The sequence below is a fragment of the Mycobacterium lepromatosis genome, assembly GCF_000975265.2.
Classification (GTDB): domain Bacteria; phylum Actinomycetota; class Actinomycetes; order Mycobacteriales; family Mycobacteriaceae; genus Mycobacterium; species Mycobacterium lepromatosis.
The window spans coordinates 3,136,520-3,156,958 of record NZ_CP083405.1 but is presented as its reverse complement, the minus strand read 5'-3'; the positions used below and the strand labels follow the sequence as shown (position 1 = coordinate 3,156,958).

The window sequence follows — 20,439 nt, the reverse complement described above, 5'->3', positions numbered from 1 at the left end:
GAGGAGAAACGATGAGCGAACCGCAGGGATCGGATCCGGGTAAGCAGTGGCAACCGCCCGGTGAGGGTGTGGAAAACCAATCCTCGGACCAGCCGACCCAGACAGCCTCACCCTGGCAACGGCAACCGTCAACCCAGGACGCAACCTGGCACCCGCCGGCGTACGCGCCTTCCGAGCACCCCAACTACCCGCAGCCGAACGAGTTCGCCTATCCGCATCAATATTCACCGGCTGCACCCGGCTATGGGCAGCCTGGATATTTCGGTGCCCAGCCTTCCCAGTTCGGTATGCCCGGTCAATACCCACAACCCGGCCAGTATGGTCAGTACCCGCCGCCAGGTCAATACGGCCCGCCAGGTCAATACGGCCCGCCAGGTCAATACGGCCCGCCAGGTCAATACGGCCCGCCAGGTCAATACGGCCCGCCAGGTCAATACCCACAGCAATTCCAGCCTTATGACCAACCGGGCACGAAGGGTTTTGTTGCTCTGATAGGCGGCATCGCCGGCGTGATTGGCTTGCTGATCTTCGCTGCCATCTTGGTAACTGGCTTTTTGTGGCCAGCGTGGTTAGTCACTACCAAGTTGGATGTCAACAAGGCTCAGACTGGTGTGCAGCAAGTCCTTACTGACGAGACTAACGGCTACGGCGCAAAAAATGTCAAAGACGTCAAGTGCAATAACGGTTCAGACCCTACCATCAAGAAGGGTGACACCTTCGATTGCAGCGTCAGTATCGATGGCATGCAAAAGCGCGTGACGGTTACTTTTCAAGACGATAAAGGTACCTACGAGGTCGGTCGACCTCAATAGGCTGACGCTCGTCACCAGGGAAGCGTGTCGAGCGTCTTCTGCAGCCGTGCGATGGACGATCCGAATGTCCATTTGAGTCGCTAGGTTCGGTGGTGCGTGCCGGTTCTGCGTCCTGGATGCAGGACGCCGCGGTTAGCAGTTTCGTCCGCAATCCCTTCGCCATCTCTGATGTGGGATCATGGGCGGCGGTCAGGATCTGATCTAGTGAGCCGTGCCGAACCAGCAGGGTAGCGGCCGTCTTCTCCCCTATGCCGGAAAGCACTTGGCAAGCCATTGGACGGGATTGCCGCGCAAGAGTGCAAGTTCAGCGTACGCGATCCCAGCGTGATCCGCCGGCACGGAAAAACTTTCGGCTACCTCGGCGGGCCCGTACAAGGTGGCTTGGGACAGTTGATGGCCGCGGTATAGCACCCGGACGGAAACGGGGGAGTCGGCTACCAACTGCAGCAAGTCGCGGTCGCAGCTGACCACTACAACCGGATCGCTGCATTCCCGAGCTGTCAGCGTGCCCAGCACGTCGTCGTTCTCGAAACCCGGTGCGCCCGTCGTTGGGATCCCGAACGCGTCCGGCAGCTGCATTATCGTGTTCAGTTGCGATGTTAGTTCGTCGGGCACTTCATTTTATGTCTCTTTTATGTCGGGCTGCCACTGCTTTCTTCTGCTACGCGGTGGGCCTTATATGGTGCAATAAGATTGCCACTGAATTGCGGTCGCCAATCCGGGTCGACGAATACCACCAGCCGGCTCCGTCGCTGCCGGGTGATCGATCTCTACCGCCATCGAATCGATGAATCCGCGCACGGCGTTGATCGGCCGGCTGTTGGGAGCGGTGATGGCATGACGGTACCCCGAAGTAGGAGCCTGAACTACATTCTGGAGCCGTCGAGCGGGAGCAAGAGTGCGGGCATGTCGGCTATCCTGCCAGCGCCGCCGACGGCGCGGCTGGCCTGACTTGCCATGGATTCCACCGATTAGACGCCAATGTGCATGCCAGGACGGTCAGCTCTGCCGCGACTGCCGGCGGCAGAGCTGACCGTCCTGGTCGTCAACCTAGGCTAGGATCTGTGCTATCTGGTCGGTTCGCAAGCACAGACGTTCGAGTGGTTAACCGCGTTGGTACTGCCTGCCGCCGACGAGTCGACGGTCGTGGTGTTGAGGCTGGGAGCGGTCTTTGCTCAAAACGTCAGCTGTGATGGAACTTGTCCTGGTGGTGCGGTATTGGGTCGATGGCGAGGATCCGTATCAGTTTAGTGAGCGACGTTTGGGGCAGCGCTCCTGCGGCGACCGCCGTTACCGATTCCACGTCGGCGTTGCACCTGTTACCACTGAACAGTGTGCTCGACGTGCTACCAGTCCTGTCTACTGACGTTCTGAGTGGTCTGCGGATGGTCAAGGAGGCGGCCGAGGTCGATGTACTGCACAAAGCAGGTACTGCCATCGATCGGGTGCATGCCCGAGTACCGGAGTTTTTGGTTCTCAGTCCGAATTGGAGCAAGGTAGTTGCTGACATCGCTGAAGCGATTGTAACCGAGTGACATTCGGAGGTTGTGTGTATATTCGTCGACTCCGGCCTGCATAACGAATACTCGGATCATAAACTCCAGATCGGAGACATCGTCGTAGTCGACATCAGGGGCACCTATGCTCCTGTATGCCATTCCGACTTGACTCGTACATACAGCATTGGCGATACCAACAGGGATGTGGTGTAACAGTATTCGGTCCTGCAACGGGACTAACGTGCGGTTTGTAAGGCGGTCAGTCTAAGCTCGCCTGCTGCATAGGTCGACGCGGTCACTCGTAAAGTGTCAGCCGAGGCTGGATTTGCAGGATATTTTGTGCACTTGCACCGGGCACGGTATCGGCCTGTCGATCCATGAAGAACCCTATATCTTCAGCGGCAACGATTTGCAGTTGGCTGCCGGCATGGCCTTTTCTGTTGAGCCTGGGCTCTATTTATCGGGGCTTTGGGGTGCGCGGATCGAAGACATCGTCGTTGTATCAGAGGATGGTGCGTTCTTGGTTAACAACCGGTCGCATAAGCTTATCGTTGTTCCCAGTCGTCAGGGGTGTACTCGCCCGGTAGTGGTCTTCCAGGCCTCGACCAGGTGCAGTAGTAATTTGGTCGGCCTTGTCACCGGAGCCTGGAGTGTGCCGACAGCTATCGCCGTTGGCTGTCAATGCTGCGATCAAAACTGAACACCTGGCCGGTTGGGGGTTCACGCAACCGAAAAACCGTGCCAAGCTCGCGCTGCCCGCAACCGATTGCTTGATCGTTGGATCCGTAGCGGGAAAAGTTGCAACACACGAGCAATGCTCATCCACGAGATTTCGATTGTTGATACCTAGGATGCGCTGGGACGCTGGATTCACCGAATCGATGTGGCCGGTCGCTGCCCACAATCATTATCCTTTTCTTCAGCGTCGTTACAACGGTTTGGAGATGTTATTCAATTCGGCGAATCGCCGTTTGGTCACTACACAACAGCACAAAACCGTTGTTTATCGCAGTTGTGCGATACTCGTAAGATCAGGGCCGGTCCAGCCAATGTGTAGTGAGTGGTGTGCAGAAGACCGCTGTCATCGACGATGGCATCCGGTTCAATCGGCGTGCCAACGACTTTGTTGACTAGCTGCTCCAGCGCATTTGCTGCAGGACGCCGGTAGTGTCCTTGGCGATGGGATTCCAACTCATTACGAGGCAGCTTAATCTGGTGACTATAACAGCGTCGCTCACATGAGCGAACCGGGAGTCTTGGTAGCGCAGCGTCTTTTTAACCGCTTGGATACTAAATCGCGTAAAGTCACCTAACTGGCTAATGCTACCCACCCCACCCACATGGTGAGTATGGAGACCGATTGCACATAAATCAGGGTGCCGTCCAAGCGGAGCAGGGCGGCCTTAGCCAGGTCAGTTGTGTCTCAAATGTGGCGAAGTGATGCGATGCGTTCGAACATCGCAGTAATTGAATCGGGGTGCATAAACTCCGTCATCAGATGGTCAAGAAATGGCTCGCCTGACGTTCCGCCCAACCACCTGGCCCCTAGTAGGGTGCACATACACAAGCCGGCCACCTTCGTGTAACCAAATCAATCAAGTGGCGGCAGTAGTCGATCAGCCGCTGGTAATATTGCTCGACGAGATACCTGTCACCCGCGATCATTTTCGCATCGCGAACCCGACATACGCGTGCGGATTCCCGCACCGACATGTTTGCGCGCCAAGGAAAACCTTCATCGCCTTCTTCAAGGTGAAGCTATGACATGTTGGCAGTAGTCGGTGCTGCTAAGGCTCAGTGAGCGGCCGTACGAAGCAATACTGTGTAGAGCAGCTGTTGTTGGGTCATTCGCCAGCAGACTATTCACGCCTGGCCTAGTCTTACGCTCTTCATCGTAGTGTACCCGTGACGTGATCTCACACGTCCATCGCATTGCTAAGGGACGGTGTCCCTACAAACGATTATAGGGCGTCCCCTGAATGGAATACAGATGGAAGACGACATATGATAGGCACCCTCTCGCGCAGAGGCTCGTTGACCTGGGCTTCAGAAAAATTTTCAGGAGCTCGAGAAGGCCCTTGTAGCGATGGTAGGCAGCCTGGACGTGCATAGGTAGCAGATCACTTTCGATTGACTACATCGACGACGATGGTTTGGTAAGCCGGGGTCCGTTCTGTTTGGCGATTCGCAAGATGTTATGGAGCTGGCTGGTCGAACATTGTTCGGGTGAGAATGCGGATTGCCTGCTGGAGGGCTGCACCGGGTGGCGGTATGTATGTGAGGAACTGGCGGCCGAGGGTGTGAAAGTAAACCTGAGTGGTCCGAATGAAGTTGCTGCGTTGCGGGGTCACAAGAAAAGCGTCAAGCCTGACCGCGCCGATGCGAAGCTGCTGGGCACGCTGCTGTTGGATGGCCGGTTGTCTTTTGCACTGATGCACCAGCGGCTGGCGTGGCCGCAACGTACCCATGCTCAGGGTTCCGCGAGGGGCTGCCTGCCGAGCAAAGAGTTGTTGTTGGCAGCGGCTCGTCAGGTGTTGGTCAGTGCTGAATTTTTAATTATCGGACGACAGTACGTTGACACAGCGTTGCAGCACATTGGTGTGCTTGATTGCCGAGTTCGATTTGCTAAGAACACAATTGGTGAACTTCGCCAAGCGCCAACCAGGCTACCAAGCGCTGCAGTGCCACTATGACATCGGTTCGCTTTGCGCGGCAGATCATGTGGGCCGAGATCGGTGAGCCGCCAGTTTTCCAGCTCCGATCAACTGGTGCGGTTTGCCGGGGTGGATGTCACCGTAGGCAAGTCTTCACCGAGGCATTTTATTGCGGCAGGGTTCGTCGGAGCTACGGTGGGTTGTGTTCGAGGCGTCCAAGTGCGTGGTCCGGCATAGTTCCCCGGATTACGGCTACTACCGCCAAGCTGCGGCCAAAAGCGAGGACCACAACAGCAAGAATCCTACCCTGGCGGTGGAGCGCAAGATCCTGCGTTGCTCCTACCGCATGGTGCGAGAACTCGGTAATATCGCGCTGGCACTGCCCTTACCCCACCCTAGGAGGCAGCCGCCTAAAAGTGGCGGGGCGACACACAGCAGGGCGTTCGGCTGATCAATGTCAGCGTTGCCCAAGATTACGTGATGGTGCATGCATTGATGCTGAACAGAATTCGCAGAATCGCGGTTTCGCAGATCGTATATCAATGAGTTGGTTAGCCGCCGTTGCTGTGCTGACGCGGCAGGGTAAACCTTTGAGAGGTCAGGACGTTAGGGTCTTTTGATGGATTATGTCAGCTTGAATTACGTTGATGCCAAGTATAATTCGGTTGGCAAGGTATTACCAAGGCACCGCGCACCGCATCCTGCATCAGCCAAAGACAGGCCAACCGAGTAGTCAGGCATTGCCAGGACTGCTGCAGCGGCTGCCCGCCCTGTTGCAGTAGGCGGGGCGCTTTCTCGGCGCCGAAGTGTAGTTTATGTGTGCGTCCTGTTGTGGGTGGGTTGCGAGGTGGTGGGTGTCGCGGTGGTTTTGGTGGGTGAGTTGTGATTGTGATCGGTGTAGTGCCGGTCTTGGTGAGTTGATCGGGCGGTGCATTTTGGGAAGTAGGTGGTGTAAAAGATCGCTGGTGTTCTCGTTGCTGCCGCGTTGTGGTGGTGAGTGAGGTCGCAAAAAGTAGATCGGTTGTGCTTGACAGGTGATGCGGCTATGAGCAGCCGTCTTGAGGCCCTGATCCCAAGCCGGGGGTTTTACCGAGGTTCTGCGGTAAAGCGTTGAGTGTGGTGATCATGGCCGCAGCGACCACATCAGTGCTGCGGCCCTTAGACAGGTGGCGCAGCTGCACGAACCCGATACTGTGTTCGGCCAGGGCGTTGATGTGGGGGGGCCTGGTTTTTGCCGATGATTAAATCGCCCGCCCAATGTTTTAGAGCACCGCACGGTCGTGCAGCTTCGGCGGCACGCTCACCGATGGTGACCATACCCAGAATATGGCGATGCCCGGTTTTGGTGCGCTGTGCCCGTAGTGTGCCTAACGCCCACCCAGTGTGCACACATGCCGGCCAACACCTGATGTCGTTTCCCGCGTCCTTGCACGAAGAACGCCTTGTACAGCGTTTCGTGAGGTACCTGCATCTTCGGGCCGGTCAGGAGAGGTCGTTGGCCAACACCCCAGCAATGTGTTCGGGACTGTACTTTTTGACTTTTTGGCCAGCAACGCTTCCACCACCGTACGCAACTGCCCACCGCGGCCAGCTGGCCGGCCTTTTCAGTCGCTGGGCCCGCTGCTCACTGCATAGCTAGGCACGGCGCGCTAAATAACCCGATTCAGCTTGTGCACCAGCACAGTTGGCGTCGAATCGGTGCAACACCCAGCAAAGCGATCCGTAACCGCACGAGCCGCCCCTCGTTGGTGACCTCACGCATCATAGTCAACGGCACCCAACCCAAACAGTTAGCAATCGATCACATCAACTCACAACGCTGCGACACACCCGACACCACCTACTTCCCAAAATGCACCGCCCGATCAACTCACCAAGACCGGCACTACACCGATCACAATCACAACTCACCCACCAAAACCACCGCGACACCCACCACCTCGCAACCCACCCACAACAGGACGCACACATAAACTACACTTCGGCGCCACCAATCCGAATCCGAATACCCTACTTAGGCCTAAGTGAGAGTCCGGGTGAGGAACTCAACCATCCGCTTACGGTTCTTGTAGACTGGCTCACCGTCGACTTCGCGGATCTCATCGGTCAAGCACCGAATGCGCCGTCCTGATGAAGCCATGTAGCCCTGGGCGCGAGTGTCCGATCTCCGATCACCTTGAACGCGTCTCCGAACCGCAGTCCCATGACGCACAAACCCTCATTGGCACAGCGGTCGGCGACAATCGTAAGAGTGGAGGGGCTCCGCCCGAGATCGCTGCGGCTCGTGGTGGTCGGCGGGATTGGTAGCGATAGCTTACTGGGCACCGGCGCCAGCACGCTGTCGTCGACCACGGCAGCCAGCGCGAAGCCACCGGTTAAGCACTGACCGATAGCGCCGACGTCCTTACCCGGCGTTGACACATTGAGGTCACACGCCAACACATACAGCATCACCGGACGCTAATTATTGGTCGAGTAAAATTGTGAATTCCCTTGCCACACAAGTCGGTGAAATGGTAGAGCTGTTGTAGCTGGCCGCCAGTGAACGGTTTCACCGACCACTCGGACGGGTCCGCTTGGGGTGCAGGAATCAGGGTGCCTCTTTCTGGTTTTGCCTCAACGCGCCGGCAACGGCTGCTGTGATTGCGTCGCCAACGCCAGCGTCCGGAACTGGCCGGAGCAGCCAGCCCCGGTGATCGCAATCTGAGCGGCACCGATGGGACTGGCGAACCTGCTGGTCCACACTGGCTCGGCAGTCGCCCCGCTGTGGTCTTTGTGCTGGTCCGAGCCTTGATAGACAACCCAGTTGGTGCCAGCTACATCGACAGTGCCGGTCGGATGGGAAAAAGGATGGACCGAGGCGACCAGCTTATCCTCGTCGGCGTTGCTCTGGGTCAGGCTCAGATACATTCCCGTAGGGGTAATATATCCCACGGTCGAAGTAACCGCAGGCAGCCGCTGACCGGTGGATGGGTCCATACGCCCATCTTCTATGCCGTCACGACCACCGGAGTTAGGCCGCCATCCCGTGGGTAGCTCAGGCAACCGAACCGGAAACCCCAACGCTCGCGCGTCTGCCCGCAAGGCCGCTGCTACGTCGTAGAACCAAACCGTGCCCCTGGTCGTGCCGCCCGGCACAAACGTACACGTCCCGACCATGCCTGCAAACAGAATACACCCAACCACCAGCGGCACCAGTGACCAGAACATGTCACGACCGTCCTGCAACAATCGCGGTTTAGCCGACCATGACACCGGACCCGCTTTATTGACGAGCTCGGAATTTGGCTGCCACTCAAAGCTCACCCCTCGAGTATCCCAGCCCTGCTGCGTAGCAGCTAGAGCCCAGCTCCAGGTGGCGGATCTGCTTCTGGGACAATCATTAACCATGACAGCTGAGGGCGACGGCTCGTTCGGACCCGGTTCATCGACGGAGCCACGCAGTGAAGCGCCAGACCGCAACCTGGCCATGGAACTTGTCCGGGTTACCGAAGCCGGTGCCATGGCCGCCGGCCGATGGGTGGGCCGCGGCAACAAGGAGGGCGGCGACGGCGCAGCCGTCGACACGATACGCAAACTGGTGAACACAGTCTCGATGCGCGGCGTCGTTGTCATCGGCGAAGGCGAGAAAGACCATGCGCCGATGCTGTACAACGGCGAGGAAGTCGGCAACGGTGACGGCCCGGACTGCGACTTTGCGGTCGATCCGGTTGACGGCACCACGCTGATGAGCAAAGGCATGCCCAACGCCATCTCGGTGCTGGCGGTCGCCGATCGGGACGCGATGTTCAACCCTTCGGCGGTGTTCTACATGAACAAGATCGTCGTTGGTCCTGACGCCGCGCACGTGCTAGACATCACCGCGCCGATCGCCGAGAACATCCGGGCGGTTGCCAAAGTCAAAGACTTATCGGTGCGGGACATGACCGTGTGCATCCTGGACCGGCCACGGCACGCCCAATTGATCGACGATGTCCGCGCCACCGGCGCCCGGATCCGGCTGATCATCGACGGCGACGTCGCCGGCGCAATCTCCGCGTGCCGACCCCAATCAGGCACTGACATGTTAGCCGGCATCGGCGGCACCCCGGAAGGCATCATCGCGGCCGCGGCGATCCGGTGCATGGGCGGAGCAATCCAAGCCCAACTGGCGCCACGCGATGACATCGAACGTCGCAAGGCTCTCGACGCCGGCTACAACCTAGACCGGATTTTGACTACCGAAGATCTGGTCTCCGGGGAGAACGTCTTCTTCTGCGCCACTGGGGTCACCGACGGCGACCTTCTCAAGGGGGTGCGCTACTACGCTGGCGGCTGCACCACTCAGTCAATCGTGATGCGTTCGAAGTCTGGAACCGTTCGGATGATCGAGGCCTACCACCGGCTCTCTAAACTCAACGAATACTCCGCCATCGACTTCATCGGCGATAACAACGCTGCCTACCCCCTGCCGTAAACCACGCAATGAAGAGGACCCAATTCATGGCCGACAGAGCTGAATACCGCATCGAGCACGACACCATGGGTGAAGTCCGGGTACCGGCAATAGCATTGTGGCGCGCGCAAACCCAGCGCGCAGTGGAAAACTTCCCAATCTCCGGTCGAGGTTTGGAGCGTCCCCAGATCCGCGCGTTGGGTCTGCTGAAGTGCGCCTGCGCGCAGGTCAACAAAGACCTGGGATTGTTGGCACCGGCGAAGGCCAACGCAATCATCGCTGCGGCGACCGCGATAGCCGACGGCTACCACGACGACCAATTCCCGATCGACGTATTCCAAACCGGGTCCGGCACCAGCTCCAACATGAATACCAACGAGGTGATCGGCAGCATCGCAGCAGCCAACGGTGTAACGGTGCATCCCAACGACGACGTCAACATGTCACAGTCGTCCAACGACACATTCCCAACCGCTACCCACATCGCAGCCACCGAAGCCGCAGTGCGCCATCTGATTCCGAGTTTGCAAGAGCTGCACGCCGCACTAGAGGCCAAGTCCCGCGAGTGGCACACGGTGGTCAAATCGGGTCGCACGCACTTGATGGACGCCGTTCCGGTTACACTCGGCCAGGAGTTCGGCGGATACGCCCGCCAAATCGAGGCCGGAATCGAGCGCGTACGCGCCACGCTGCCGCGGCTTGGTGAACTGGCGATCGGCGGCACCGCAGTAGGCACCGGCCTCAACGCTCCCGACGGCTTCGGCGCTAAGGTGGTCAAGGCACTGGTCGCTGCGACGGGTCTAACCGAACTACGGACGGCAGTAAACTCTTTCGAGGCACAGGCCGCCCGAGACGGGCTGGTAGAGGCATCCGGGGCGCTGCGCACTATCGCGGTGTCACTGACTAAGATTGCCAACGACATTCGGCTGATGGGATCCGGTCCGCTGACCGGCCTGGCGGAGATCCAGCTTCCAGACCTACAGCCGGGTAGCTCGGTCATGCCAGGCAAAGTGAATCCGGTTCTTCCGGAGGCGGTTACTCAGGTCGCTGCGCAGGTGATCGGCAATGATGCCGCCGTTGCCTGGGGCGGTGCAAATGGAGCCTTTGAGCTCAACGTCTATATCCCGATGATGGCTCGGAACATCTTGGAATCGTACCAGCTGCTGACCAACGTGTCCAGGCTGTTTGCTGAGCGTTGTATTAAGGGGCTTTCCGCAAACATCGAGCACCTGCGCGAACTGGCCGAGTCGTCGCAGTCGATCGTGACACCCTTGAATTCGGCCATCGGATACGAGGAGGCAGCCGCGGTGGTCAAACAAGCACGCAAGGAGGGCAAGACCCTCCGACAGACCGTCATCGACCGCGGCTTGATCGGGGACAAGCTGTCCCTAGAGGAGCTGGACCGCCGACTTGATGTGCTGGCGATGGCAAAGATCAAACCAGCCAATTCCTAACCGAATTGAGGAGTTAGTCGAGGTCAGAAGGCACCAAGACCTGCGTGGCCTCCGAGCGTCCGCACAGCGCCATGTAATAACGTTCGACCCAGCACTCGGCTTCGCTCGCTCAATCGATGGCCGCCTACAAACACAAGATCTAGCGGTCTGCGGTTTCAACGAAATCGGCTAGCCGTGCGGCCTCATGGACGGCGTTACCGATCACGGTGTATCCATGATGGTTTTTAGCACCAAATGTTGCCCGCAAAGACTCGACTTGTCGATACGGCCAATACCGAAGTCCACTGGAAGTTGGCGCAGCTGGGTACCGAGAGTACGTGCGGCTGCCAAGGCCACTGCTGTGGGTTTTGTTGATCCACAATAGCGAGCCAAACACGGCCAGTGCGGCGCTGTCGGCAAATTCGTTTATAAACCTGTGATGGTCGTCAACGGTGCTAACAAAGATCCGGAAAAGTCGTTGAGCACCTCAGCAAACTCTTATGGCAAACAAGTGTACGCCAACTGCGTGGAGCCCACCAGGTCGATGAAAAAACTGTGACCTCAACCGCACCTTCCCGACAGCTACGTGCCCTCCTCGATAACGCTATAGGCGACGTCCGTACCAACATAACACCTAAACAAGTCAGACAACCGATCACGTTCAGCAAGGGTGGAAATTATACTGGTTGAATCCGGTTTGCGGGAAAACAATTTGGGAGCGCTCGTAGGAACCGACCTACGTTCCCATGTGACCACACTCGACTTCCACCATCGCATTGACGACCTCGCCAATTGGATCCAATATGGATTTCGACATCAGGATCATGATCGGCAACCCAATAACCATCACTGCCAGCGGCACCACCCACCACAGCACAATCCAATGACACAAATTCTTAATGAGCCGGCCGTATTTACGCAAAACCATAAAGGTCATGGTGGCCCCGATAGGAAGTACGCTGCACAGGAATCACAAGAGAATCAGTCTCGCCAACACGCCGTGCACTGCCAGGCGAGACTCGGAACCCAGTGTGGCGACCCGCATGATCAACCGCAGGGTGCACTGTGTGAGGAACCAAAGCCGGTGCCCCGTTACAGCCGGTCTGCTAAGCAGCACACCGGGCCATATGGGCAGCAGAAGCGTGTCCTCAACAGCACGATAGCAGTATCAGTATGACCGTCACCCAGGCCCCAGGTGACGAACAGGATTTCCTACTGGCTTCCTGGAATTTTCATGACAGTGTCTCGTTGACTCAGAATCGGTTCTTCCCCCCGCGACAAACCAACCCAGCGTGAAAACCAGGATCAGGCGCACCCCCGATCGCAACGATGATGACCCCCAGCACCAGCAGAGCCGCCATAGCCCGGTATTCTTCTGCGCGAAGTCGAAATATGTGTGAACCCTGAACGGAATCACAATGGCGGACCGAGCCTATGACGGCAAGGACGTAGGCTATGGCGACGGTGCACTAAATCGACAGTCCGACAACCGTCTTTCGCTAACCCTTGCACCTCCCGCCAGATCTAGCAGAGAGATTCCCCCGTAGCCGCGTACCCAACCCAGCACACACCCAGCCTTGCTCACGCTAACAAGTTAGCCGAACGTATCGCGGGCTCGTGCTTAAGCACCGTCATTCGGCCCACCTGAATTCTGGTCCGAAATGTCGATTATCGGGAAGTTGGGCATCGGCTTTGGCGACGGGGTGTTGGGCAACGCCGGTATCAGGTTGGCTGGAATGTCATGAAGCTGGTTAACCGGTGGACCGTTCTCCCGACTGCCGTAACTGCTTCCGGGCGCCCGAGGCCCAAGCAATTCGGTGACCGTCACCAGCCGGTAGCCGTTGGCCTTGAGCACCGGGATGAACTGATACACCAGGTCGACAGTGCTCGAGTACGTGTCATGGAACAACACTACCGACCCCGGCTTGATCTGCATCATCAACATATAGCGCGTTGCGACTGTGTTGGAGTCGTTAGTCCAGTCGAAAGGAATTACATCCCAAAGGATTTCGGCTTGACCATAGCGGCCAGCAATCTGGCGCACCGCTTCATTGGACAATCCGCCGGCAGGACGCCACAGCGTCGGCGTCCTGCCGGTTGCCACGGTAATCGCGTCGTTAGCTCTGGAGAACTGGCCGGCGATGCCCTCGGGCGGGAGCATCGTCATATTGGGATGTTCCCACGTGTGGCTGCCTATCTCCATGCCCGCATCAAAGATGCGCTTCGCTCCCGCCGGGTTAGCTGCCACCTTGTTACCGATAAGGAAGAACGTGGCCTTGGCGTCGTTGTCCTTCAGGATTTGCACAAGCCGGTCGGTGTACGGCCCCGGCCCATCGTCGAACGTCAACGCGACGCACTTGACTTGCGCGCAACTCATGTCATCGGCGCGCGTCACGTGACCGGTAAGGGCGCCGATCACCAGCACTGTCCCGGCCGCGACAAGGCCAAAGACGGTCCGCCAATAGCGCCAGGCCTGGGTGTCCGGTCGTTTCGACACAATGGCAGCCTACCGAAAGACCAGCGCCGCCAGTAAGTTTGTAGTCTGGGCGCCGTCAGTGCGGCCCGGCGATCTCCTCGAGCATCTCGGTGACCAACGCCGCAATGGGCGACCGCTCGCTGCGCTGCAATGTGACGTGAGCAAACAGAGGATGGCCTTTAAGCTTCTCGATCACTGCCGCTACGCCGTCGTGGCGTCCTACGCGCAAGTTGTCACGCTGGGCAATGTCGTGGGTCAGCACCACCCGTGATCCCGTACCTAGCCTGGACAACACCGTCAGCAGGACATTGCGCTCGAGTGACTGTGCCTCGTCGACAATGACGAACGAGTCATGCAATGAGCGACCCCGAAGGTGGGTCAATGGCAACACTTCAAGCATGCTCCGGGAGAGAACCTCCTCAAGCACCGCGGAACTGGCCAGGCCTTCGAGAGTATCGAAGACGGCCTGCGCCCACGGGCCCATCTTCTCGCTCTCGCTGCCGGGCAAATAACCCAGCTCTTGGCCACCGACGGCGTATAACGGACGGAAGACCACTACCTTGCGGTGACTCCGCCGCTCCAGCACTGCCTCTAGACCGGCGCATAGTGCTAGCGCCGACTTGCCGGTACCGGCTTTGCCACCCAGCGACACGATACCCACCGATTCATCAAGGAGCAGATCGAGCGCTACGCGCTGCTCAGCGGAACGACCACGCAACCCGAACACTTCGCGGTCACCACGAACCAGCTGAACTCGTTTAGCAGCAGTGACGCGGCCCAGTGCATGAGAGTTACCACCCAGCAGCCGAATCCCAGTATGACAAGGCAGGTTTCTGGCTTCGCCCAGGTCAATCTTGCCTTCGGCGAACAATGCGTCGATGTCTTCAGCGCAGGTCTCTATCTCGTGCATCCCGGACCAACCGGAAGCGACGACATCCTGCGCGTGGTACTCGTCGGCGGCAAGTCCGACTGCAGCGGCCTTGACTCGAAGTGGAATGTCCTTGCTGACCAGCGTGACTCTTCTCCCTTCAGCGGCCAGATTGGCAGCACAACTCAAGATCCGGGAATCGTTACTGTCGGTGCGAAAGCCGGCAGGCAACACCGTGGGGTCCGAGTGGTTGAGTTCGACGTGCAGCGTCCCGCCTTGCGTTCCGACCGGTATGGGTTGATCCAACCGGCCGTGCTCGAGTCGAAGATCATCGAACAGACGCAACGCCTGGCGGGCAAACCACCCCAGCTCGTGGTGGTGGCGTTTGGCCTCCAGTTCGCTGATTACCACCAGCGGCACCACCACTTCGTGTTCAGCGAACCGACTGCATGCCCAGGGATCAGAGAGCAACACGGAGGTGTCGATCACGTACGTCCGGATATCGGTCACAGAGCGCTCCTTGAGCTAGTGGTCCCCCTCTTCAGCTGCCCATTCTACGGACCACCTCGTCGGGCTTGGCTTGATCGCCCAGCGCCTGCTCGGTCCACAATTTGCAGCCCTCCCGCATCATCCGCCAGGCTAAACCCGTGCAACCCCACACAGGCGTCTTAGCGAAGGCTGCGACACCAGGAACGGCCCCGGTCCTGGTGTTGTCGTTACCGGAGGTGCCGCCGTGGCGGTAAGGCATATCGCTGGCCATCGAATACGACGCTACTTTCGTAGCGGCACTGCCGTTGCGCAGACGCGCCGAAACCGGACTGGCGGGGATACCCGGCGTACGTAGGGAGGAAAAGCGACTTAACTGGTGACGAATTGCGCCAGTTGCGGTTCGCTTATCAAGCCCCATTCGGTAATGCGGTCGGAGATCACTTGCCGCAGTTCGACAGGTCCGAAAATACCAGCAGCGGCGATGTTTTCTACTTTGTCGCAGTAAGCATCAATGTCAGCACCGAGGACATCTAGACCGGATGCACGAGCGGCAATCGCGGCTATCGTCTCGTCGTGAACGCACTCCAGACAGTGCGCGACGAGGTTGGCGAAGAACTCCTCGTGACGTACTTCGTCTTTGACGATCTGGTTGATCAGTCCAACCAAGGCGGGCTCATTAATCTGCGCTGCCAAGCTGCTACAGAAAACAGCATAGCTGCGCTCCAATAATGCCATGTAGACCAAGATTTCGATCTGCGTGTACGAGTTGACGCGGTAACCCTTCATTATGTGCTCAACTCGAACCTGTTCGTTGGCTGCCGGATCGACCTCGCGGGTCACTACCAAGTACTCGCGCAATGCGATGGCATGCAGATGTTCCTCCGCAGTCCACCTGCCAAGCCAGCGGCCCCACCAACCTTCGAGAATAAAATGCTCAACGAGTTCGCGGTGATAACCGGCGAGGTTGTCTTTGAGGATCAGCAGGATCTCGCAGGCATCCGTGACGGCCTTGGGCAACTTCGCCTGGGACGGATCCCAATCGCGGCCACCAAGGAAGGCAAAGTTTTCACCCAGGTCGAACGGTACGTAGTCGTGGGCGAACCAGATGTCCTCGTTTGCGAGGTGTCGAGCCATGTTGTCTTCCACCACAGGCTCGAGCTCAAGAACCAATGTGTTAGGTACAGGTTTCTGTGCCATGAGGTAACTGTAACCCGTTTACACAGGTTTTGTGAAATCAGACGATGCGCGTCACCTAGCGACCGGCCAAGCTCCAGTCCTCGAGTCCCTCGTAGAGCGGGAAGTCCCTGGCCAGTCGGGTCACCTGCTGCCGCAGCGCGGCCACATCGACGCTGCCACCAGCGGTCAGCACCGTCGCGATGATGTCGGCGACCTCGGTGAACTCCGTGTCACCGAACCCTCGAGTCGCCAACGCGGGGGTTCCGATCCGCAGGCCCGAGGTCACCATCGGCGGCCGGGGGTCATTGGGAACCACGTTGCGGTTGACGGTGATGCCGACATCGTGCAGCAGATCTTCGGCCGCCTGGCCGTCGAGCGGGGAGTTGCGCAGGTCGACCAGCACTAGGTGGACGTCAGTGCCGCCACTGACCACCGACACCCCGGCCTTGGTGACATCGGCGGCGGCAAGCCGATCGGCGAGAATCCGGGCGCCAGTCAGCGTGCGCTGCTGCCGGTCGGTGAACTCGGGTGTGGCGGCAATCTTCAGCGCGACCGCCTTACCTGCGATGACATGCATAAGCGGTCCACCCTGCTGGCCGGGAAACACCGCTGAGTTGATGACCGTGGCGAACTCCTGCTTGCCCAGGATCAAGCCGGAACGGCCCCCGCCGAGCGTCTTGTGCACGGTCGTGGACACCACATCTGCATGCGGCACCGGCGACGGATGCAACCCCGCCGCGACCAGGCCCGCGAAATGCGCCATGTCGACCCACAGCTTGGCGTCGACTTCGTCCGCGATCGACCGAAAGGCAGCGAAGTCCAGAATCCGGGGGTAGGCCGACCAGCCAGCGATCAACACCTTCGGGCGGAATTCGAGCGCCTTGGCCCGCACCGTGTCCATGTCGATGAGATGCGTTGTCGCGTCGACACCATAAAAGCCGGTTTCATACAGCTTTCCGGAGCAATTCAGCCGCATGCCATGCGTCAGGTGACCGCCATTGGCGAGATCCAGACCGAGCAGCCGCTCCCCCGGAGACATCAGCGCGTGCAGCACCGCGGCATTGGCCTGGGCTCCCGAGTGCGTCTGCACGTTGGCGAAGTCGGCACCGAACAGCGCCTTGGCCCGGTCGCGGGCGATGTTCTCCACGACGTCGACGTGCTCGCAGCCGCCGTAATAGCGCCGGCCGGGTAATCCTTCAGCGTACTTGTTGGTCAGCACGCTGCCCTGAGCCTGCAGAACCGAGCGCGGCACGAAGTTCTCCGAAGCAATCATCTCCAAGGTGTCCCGTTGCCGGCCGAGCTCTTTGCCCAGTAGCTCGGCGATATCCGGGTCGACTTCCGCCAGCGGCGCCAACATCAGAGAGGCGTTACCGGAAAAAATGGTACGAGCATCATATGCGGCAGTCACAGCCGACAGTCTATAGCGCTTCGGCTTTTAACCAGCCCAGCCGTCGGGCGGCACGCCCACTACTGCAAGACTGGCACTATGCCGCGGCTTAGCGAGCCGAGCCCGTATGTCGAGTTTGACCGAAAGCAATGGCGCGCGCTCCGCATGTCGACGCCACTAGCTCTCACCGAAGAGGAGCTGATCGGCTTGCGTGGCCTTGGTGAACAGATCGACCTGCTCGAAGTTGAAGAGGTTTACCTACCACTGGCCCGGTTGATTCATCTTCAGGTAGCCGCCCACCAGCGCTTGTTTGCCGCCACCGCGGAATTTCTCGGCGAGCCACAACAAAACCCTGACCGACCGGTACCGTTCATCATCGGAGTAGCTGGCAGCGTGGCAGTCGGCAAATCAACCACCGCCCGCGTGCTGCAAGCACTTTTGGCCCGGTGGGATCACCATCCCCGGGTAGACCTGGTGACCACCGACGGCTTTCTCTATCCTAACGCCGAACTGAGTCGGCGCAATCTTATGCACCGCAAAGGCTTTCCAGAAAGTTATAACCGCCGGGCATTGATGCGGTTCGTGACCTCGGTGAAGTCCGGTTCCGACTACGCGTGCGCACCGGTGTATTCACATCTGCACTACGACACCATCCCCGGCGCCAAGCACGTGGTCCGCCATCCCGATATCCTAATTTTGGAGGGCCTCAACGTATTGCAGACCGGCCCCACCCTGATGGTGTCTGACTTATTCGACTTCTCGCTCTACGTGGACGCTCGGATCCAAGACATCGAGCAGTGGTACGTATCACGGTTTTTGGCCATGCGCAGCACGGCATTCGCCGACCCAGAGTCACACTTCCACCACTACTCGACTCTGACCGATTCGAAAGCAATCATCGCCGCCCGCGAGATCTGGCGGTCGATCAACCGGCCCAACTTGGTGGAGAACATTCTGCCGACCCGTCCCCGCGCCACGCTGGTACTACGCAAAGACGCCGACCACTCCATTAACCGGCTGCGCCTGCGTAAACTGTAGCGCGAAAACAAACTGGGGCGGGTAAAAGGCTCGAGTTGGTCAATCACCTCATCTTTAGTGGGCGGCCAGTTGAACCTCCGTCGCCCCGCCTGACCAGCAATGTGCCGTTTAGATTTCATGGTGTGGTTGTGCTGGTTGTTGGTGGTTATTTCTTGCTGGTTTGGTTTTGTGTGGTTGAGGGGTGTGGTGGGTTATGTGGTGGGGATCGGTGGTGTGGGTTGTGTTGGTGGTTTAGGGTTGGTCGCGGCGTAGGTGGGCTGCTTGCAAGGGCCGCCGAGTAGTTGGTGTTGGTCACCGGCCGCGACATCGAAGCTGGCGATGCTGGGGGTGCGTCTGGTGTGGCGGGTGGCCGGGGATCAGTTGCGCTTTTCTGGTGATGTGTTAGCCCGCCACGCGCACAAGTCACCAGATCACGCCGTGGATGGCTTTTATCTTCCTTCCGCGGTCGATCCCCACAAAAAGTCAAGTACTGCCCTAGGCTAGAGCACCGCCGTACGCGTCATCACCGGCTGCGAGGTCATCGACGAACTGTGAAACCAACACGGCACCAACACAGCCGGGGGCACACCGGCTGGCCGAGGGCCGGTGAACAAACAGACACCCCACAGCCATAGCATGCACCCGAAAGCGCCCCCAACACCCAGCGCCAACAAGATCTAGGCTAGCCCACCAAACTCCCGACCGTATCGGCCAGCGATGGCACACCAGAACACTACTTCACCTGCCACCTATGAAACCGACCAACAATTCCTGCCACAAACACCAACACCCCCGGCCACCACAGCCAACCACCCGTTCACCACACCCCCTGACCAACACCCCTAGAACAATGATCGCAGATCCCGGGTAATCACGGCCCGCGCGGCCAGCTCATGGTCAGGTGGATAGTCCACGCGAATCAACGTCAAGCCGTGTGCCGGCGCGGTCGCGAAGTCGCAAGACCGGCGTGCCGCGGTGAGTAACTCGCCACACCAGCCAATGGTGCGCCGGTGATCGCCCACAGCCAGCAACGCTCCGATCAACGATCGCACCATCGACCAGCAAAATGCATCGGCAGTGACATGGGCGGTGATCAAATATCCTTCTCGCGACCAGTCCAACCGCTGCAGCTCACGAATGGTGGTGGAACCGTCACGATGACGGCAAAAAACCGCAAAGTCACGTAGCCCCAACAAATCTCGCGATGCAGCGGACATAGCATCCAGATCCAGGTCACGCGGCCAAGCAGTGACGTAGCGCGCCTGGAACGGCTGCACTCCATAGGGTGCCGTCGACAACCGGTACCGGTAGTGCCGCCGCAAGGCCGAAAACCTGGCATCGAAGCCTGCTGGTGCACGGGCTATATCGAGGACTCGGACATCAGCAGGCAAGAACCGGCCGAGACGCCGCAGCAGAGGCAGAAATTCCGGATCACCGGTACGCGGTGAGCGTGGATAGATTTTCGACAAGGCAGTGCCAGGAACATCGACATGGGCCACCTGTCCGATGGCATGTACACCTGTGTCGGTACGTCCAGCAGCGCGCAGCCGTACCGGCGTGCGGAAAACACTTGTCAACGCCTCATCCAGCACGCCAGCGACTGTGCGCTGTCCCGCCTGGACCGCCCATCCTGCGAAATCGGTTCCGTCGTAGGCGATGTCGAGTCGAAGACGGACATCCTCACTAATTCTCAGCGGCCTTGTCAGACTCGCTTGCGTATACCTCCTCGTCCGACGTGATCTCCACCCCCTCCTGCGCCGGCTTCTCTTGGTCCTGCACAGCTTTGGCCGAAATGGTGGCAACTCGGCGGGCTCGGTCGGCCTCGGACGTTATCGTCTTTTCCCGCACCAACTCGATCACAGCCATCGAAGCGTTGTCGCCCTTGCGCGCCTCGACCTTTATGATGCGAGTGTATCCGCCCTCGCGATCAGCGAAGAACGGCCCGATCTCCGCGAACAGGGCGTGCACCACATCCTTGTCGGGGATCTTCTTCAGGACTTCTCGACGGTTGTGCAGCGTGCCCTTTTTCGCGTGCGTGATCAGCTTCTCCGCATATGGTCGCAGCGCACGAGCCTTTGGCTCGGTCGTCTTGATCCGGCCGTGCTCGAACAGCGACGTGGCCAGGTTGGTCAAAAGGGCCTTTTGGTGCGAAGACGAGCCACCGAGGCGAGGGCCCTTGGTGGGCTTGGGCAT

General features: G+C 59.0%; 19 protein-coding genes and 3 pseudogenes. 9 read left to right on the top strand and 13 right to left on the bottom strand.

Translation table 11 applies throughout. The features are described 5' to 3' along the window. Positions 1-11: 11 nt before the first annotated feature. Positions 12-812, top strand: a complete 801-nt coding sequence (locus tag MLPF_RS14920; protein WP_045843072.1) for a DUF4333 domain-containing protein — start codon at positions 12-14, stop codon at positions 810-812. A gap of 11 nt (positions 813-823) precedes the next feature. Here the strand turns inward: MLPF_RS14920 and MLPF_RS14915 are convergent. Continuing rightward, positions 824-1,720, bottom strand: a pseudogene (locus tag MLPF_RS14915) (5'-3' exonuclease). 39 nt (positions 1,721-1,759) lie between these two features. Here MLPF_RS14915 and MLPF_RS14910 point away from each other — a divergent pair. The 3 genes and pseudogenes from MLPF_RS14910 to MLPF_RS14900 all read left to right on the top strand — a co-directional run. Beyond that, a pseudogene (locus tag MLPF_RS14910) lies at positions 1,760-2,870 on the top strand (M24 family metallopeptidase); the annotation flags it as partial. A 1,618-nt stretch (positions 2,871-4,488) separates the two neighbouring features. Then, on the top strand, positions 4,489-5,004 hold the full coding sequence (locus MLPF_RS14905; RefSeq protein ID WP_175266404.1) for a hypothetical protein: 516 nt from the start codon (positions 4,489-4,491) through the stop codon (positions 5,002-5,004). A gap of 163 nt (positions 5,005-5,167) precedes the next feature. Beyond that, complete coding sequence (locus tag MLPF_RS14900) at positions 5,168-5,416, top strand: hypothetical protein (RefSeq protein WP_193386739.1); 249 nt, start codon at positions 5,168-5,170, stop codon at positions 5,414-5,416. A 592-nt stretch (positions 5,417-6,008) separates the two neighbouring features. Here MLPF_RS14900 and MLPF_RS14895 read toward each other — a convergent pair. From MLPF_RS14895 to MLPF_RS14885, 3 genes and pseudogenes are all read right to left on the bottom strand, one after another. Further along, on the bottom strand, positions 6,009-6,146 hold the full coding sequence (locus tag MLPF_RS14895) for a hypothetical protein (RefSeq protein WP_175266300.1): 138 nt from the start codon (positions 6,144-6,146) through the stop codon (positions 6,009-6,011). An 839-nt stretch (positions 6,147-6,985) separates the two neighbouring features. Beyond that, positions 6,986-7,513 (bottom strand): annotated as a pseudogene (locus tag MLPF_RS14890) (dienelactone hydrolase family protein); the annotation flags it as partial. Between the two features lie 68 nt (positions 7,514-7,581). Next, complete coding sequence (locus tag MLPF_RS14885) at positions 7,582-8,271, bottom strand: DUF4245 domain-containing protein (protein WP_420329626.1); 690 nt, start codon at positions 8,269-8,271, stop codon at positions 7,582-7,584. 82 nt (positions 8,272-8,353) lie between these two features. Between MLPF_RS14885 and glpX the strand changes: the two genes are divergently transcribed. Continuing rightward, positions 8,354-9,421, top strand: coding sequence for a class II fructose-bisphosphatase (gene glpX / locus MLPF_RS14880; protein ID WP_045843512.1), 1,068 nt, complete (start codon positions 8,354-8,356; stop codon positions 9,419-9,421). Between the two features lie 26 nt (positions 9,422-9,447). After that, positions 9,448-10,854, top strand: a complete 1,407-nt coding sequence (locus MLPF_RS14875) for a class II fumarate hydratase (protein ID WP_045843513.1) — start codon at positions 9,448-9,450, stop codon at positions 10,852-10,854. A 715-nt stretch (positions 10,855-11,569) separates the two neighbouring features. Here MLPF_RS14875 and MLPF_RS14870 read toward each other — a convergent pair. The 6 genes from MLPF_RS14870 to glyA form a co-directional block, all read right to left on the bottom strand. Further along, positions 11,570-11,770, bottom strand: a complete 201-nt coding sequence (locus tag MLPF_RS14870) for a hypothetical protein (RefSeq protein WP_162196954.1) — start codon at positions 11,768-11,770, stop codon at positions 11,570-11,572. 684 nt (positions 11,771-12,454) lie between these two features. Next, a complete protein-coding gene (locus MLPF_RS14865; RefSeq protein WP_045843514.1) occupies positions 12,455-13,330 on the bottom strand; it encodes a polysaccharide deacetylase family protein in 876 nt (291 codons plus the stop codon). A gap of 55 nt (positions 13,331-13,385) precedes the next feature. Then, on the bottom strand, positions 13,386-14,687 hold the full coding sequence (gene phoH2 / locus MLPF_RS14860) for an RNA 5'-3' helicase PhoH2 (RefSeq protein ID WP_045843515.1): 1,302 nt from the start codon (positions 14,685-14,687) through the stop codon (positions 13,386-13,388). A 31-nt stretch (positions 14,688-14,718) separates the two neighbouring features. Further along, positions 14,719-14,937, bottom strand: coding sequence for a hypothetical protein (locus MLPF_RS14855; protein WP_045843516.1), 219 nt, complete (start codon positions 14,935-14,937; stop codon positions 14,719-14,721). 98 nt (positions 14,938-15,035) lie between these two features. Then, positions 15,036-15,863 carry an acyl-ACP desaturase gene (locus MLPF_RS14850; protein ID WP_045843517.1) on the bottom strand — a complete coding sequence of 276 codons (828 nt, stop codon included), beginning with the start codon at positions 15,861-15,863 and terminating at the stop codon, positions 15,036-15,038. A gap of 55 nt (positions 15,864-15,918) precedes the next feature. Then, the gene (gene glyA / locus MLPF_RS14845; protein ID WP_045843519.1) at positions 15,919-17,199 is read right to left on the bottom strand and encodes a serine hydroxymethyltransferase; all 1,281 of its coding nucleotides are present in this window, start codon (positions 17,197-17,199) and stop codon (positions 15,919-15,921) included. A 129-nt stretch (positions 17,200-17,328) separates the two neighbouring features. Between glyA and coaA the strand changes: the two genes are divergently transcribed. The 3 genes from coaA to MLPF_RS14830 all read left to right on the top strand — a co-directional run bounded on the left by coaA (position 17,329) and on the right by MLPF_RS14830 (position 18,750). Next, on the top strand, positions 17,329-18,267 hold the full coding sequence (gene coaA, locus MLPF_RS14840; RefSeq protein WP_045843518.1) for a type I pantothenate kinase: 939 nt from the start codon (positions 17,329-17,331) through the stop codon (positions 18,265-18,267). Between the two features lie 99 nt (positions 18,268-18,366). Continuing rightward, entirely contained in the window at positions 18,367-18,519 is a 153-nt protein-coding gene (locus MLPF_RS14835; protein ID WP_156147131.1) for a hypothetical protein, read from the top strand. After that, positions 18,520-18,750 (top strand): hypothetical protein, encoded by a 231-nt coding sequence (locus MLPF_RS14830; protein WP_237817102.1) that lies wholly within the window; start codon positions 18,520-18,522, stop codon positions 18,748-18,750. Here the strand turns inward: MLPF_RS14830 and MLPF_RS14825 are convergent. The 3 genes from MLPF_RS14825 to rplQ form a co-directional block, all read right to left on the bottom strand. Further along, the gene (locus MLPF_RS14825) at positions 18,747-18,917 is read right to left on the bottom strand and encodes a hypothetical protein (protein ID WP_237817104.1); all 171 of its coding nucleotides are present in this window, start codon (positions 18,915-18,917) and stop codon (positions 18,747-18,749) included. The genes MLPF_RS14830 and MLPF_RS14825 overlap by 4 nt on opposite strands. A 171-nt stretch (positions 18,918-19,088) precedes the next feature. Next, the gene (truA, locus tag MLPF_RS14820) at positions 19,089-19,952 is read right to left on the bottom strand and encodes a tRNA pseudouridine(38-40) synthase TruA (RefSeq protein WP_082082410.1); all 864 of its coding nucleotides are present in this window, start codon (positions 19,950-19,952) and stop codon (positions 19,089-19,091) included. Continuing rightward, positions 19,930-20,439, bottom strand: coding sequence for a 50S ribosomal protein L17 (gene rplQ, locus MLPF_RS14815; RefSeq protein ID WP_045843520.1), 510 nt, complete (start codon positions 20,437-20,439; stop codon positions 19,930-19,932). Before rplQ ends, truA begins: the two co-directional genes overlap by 23 nt.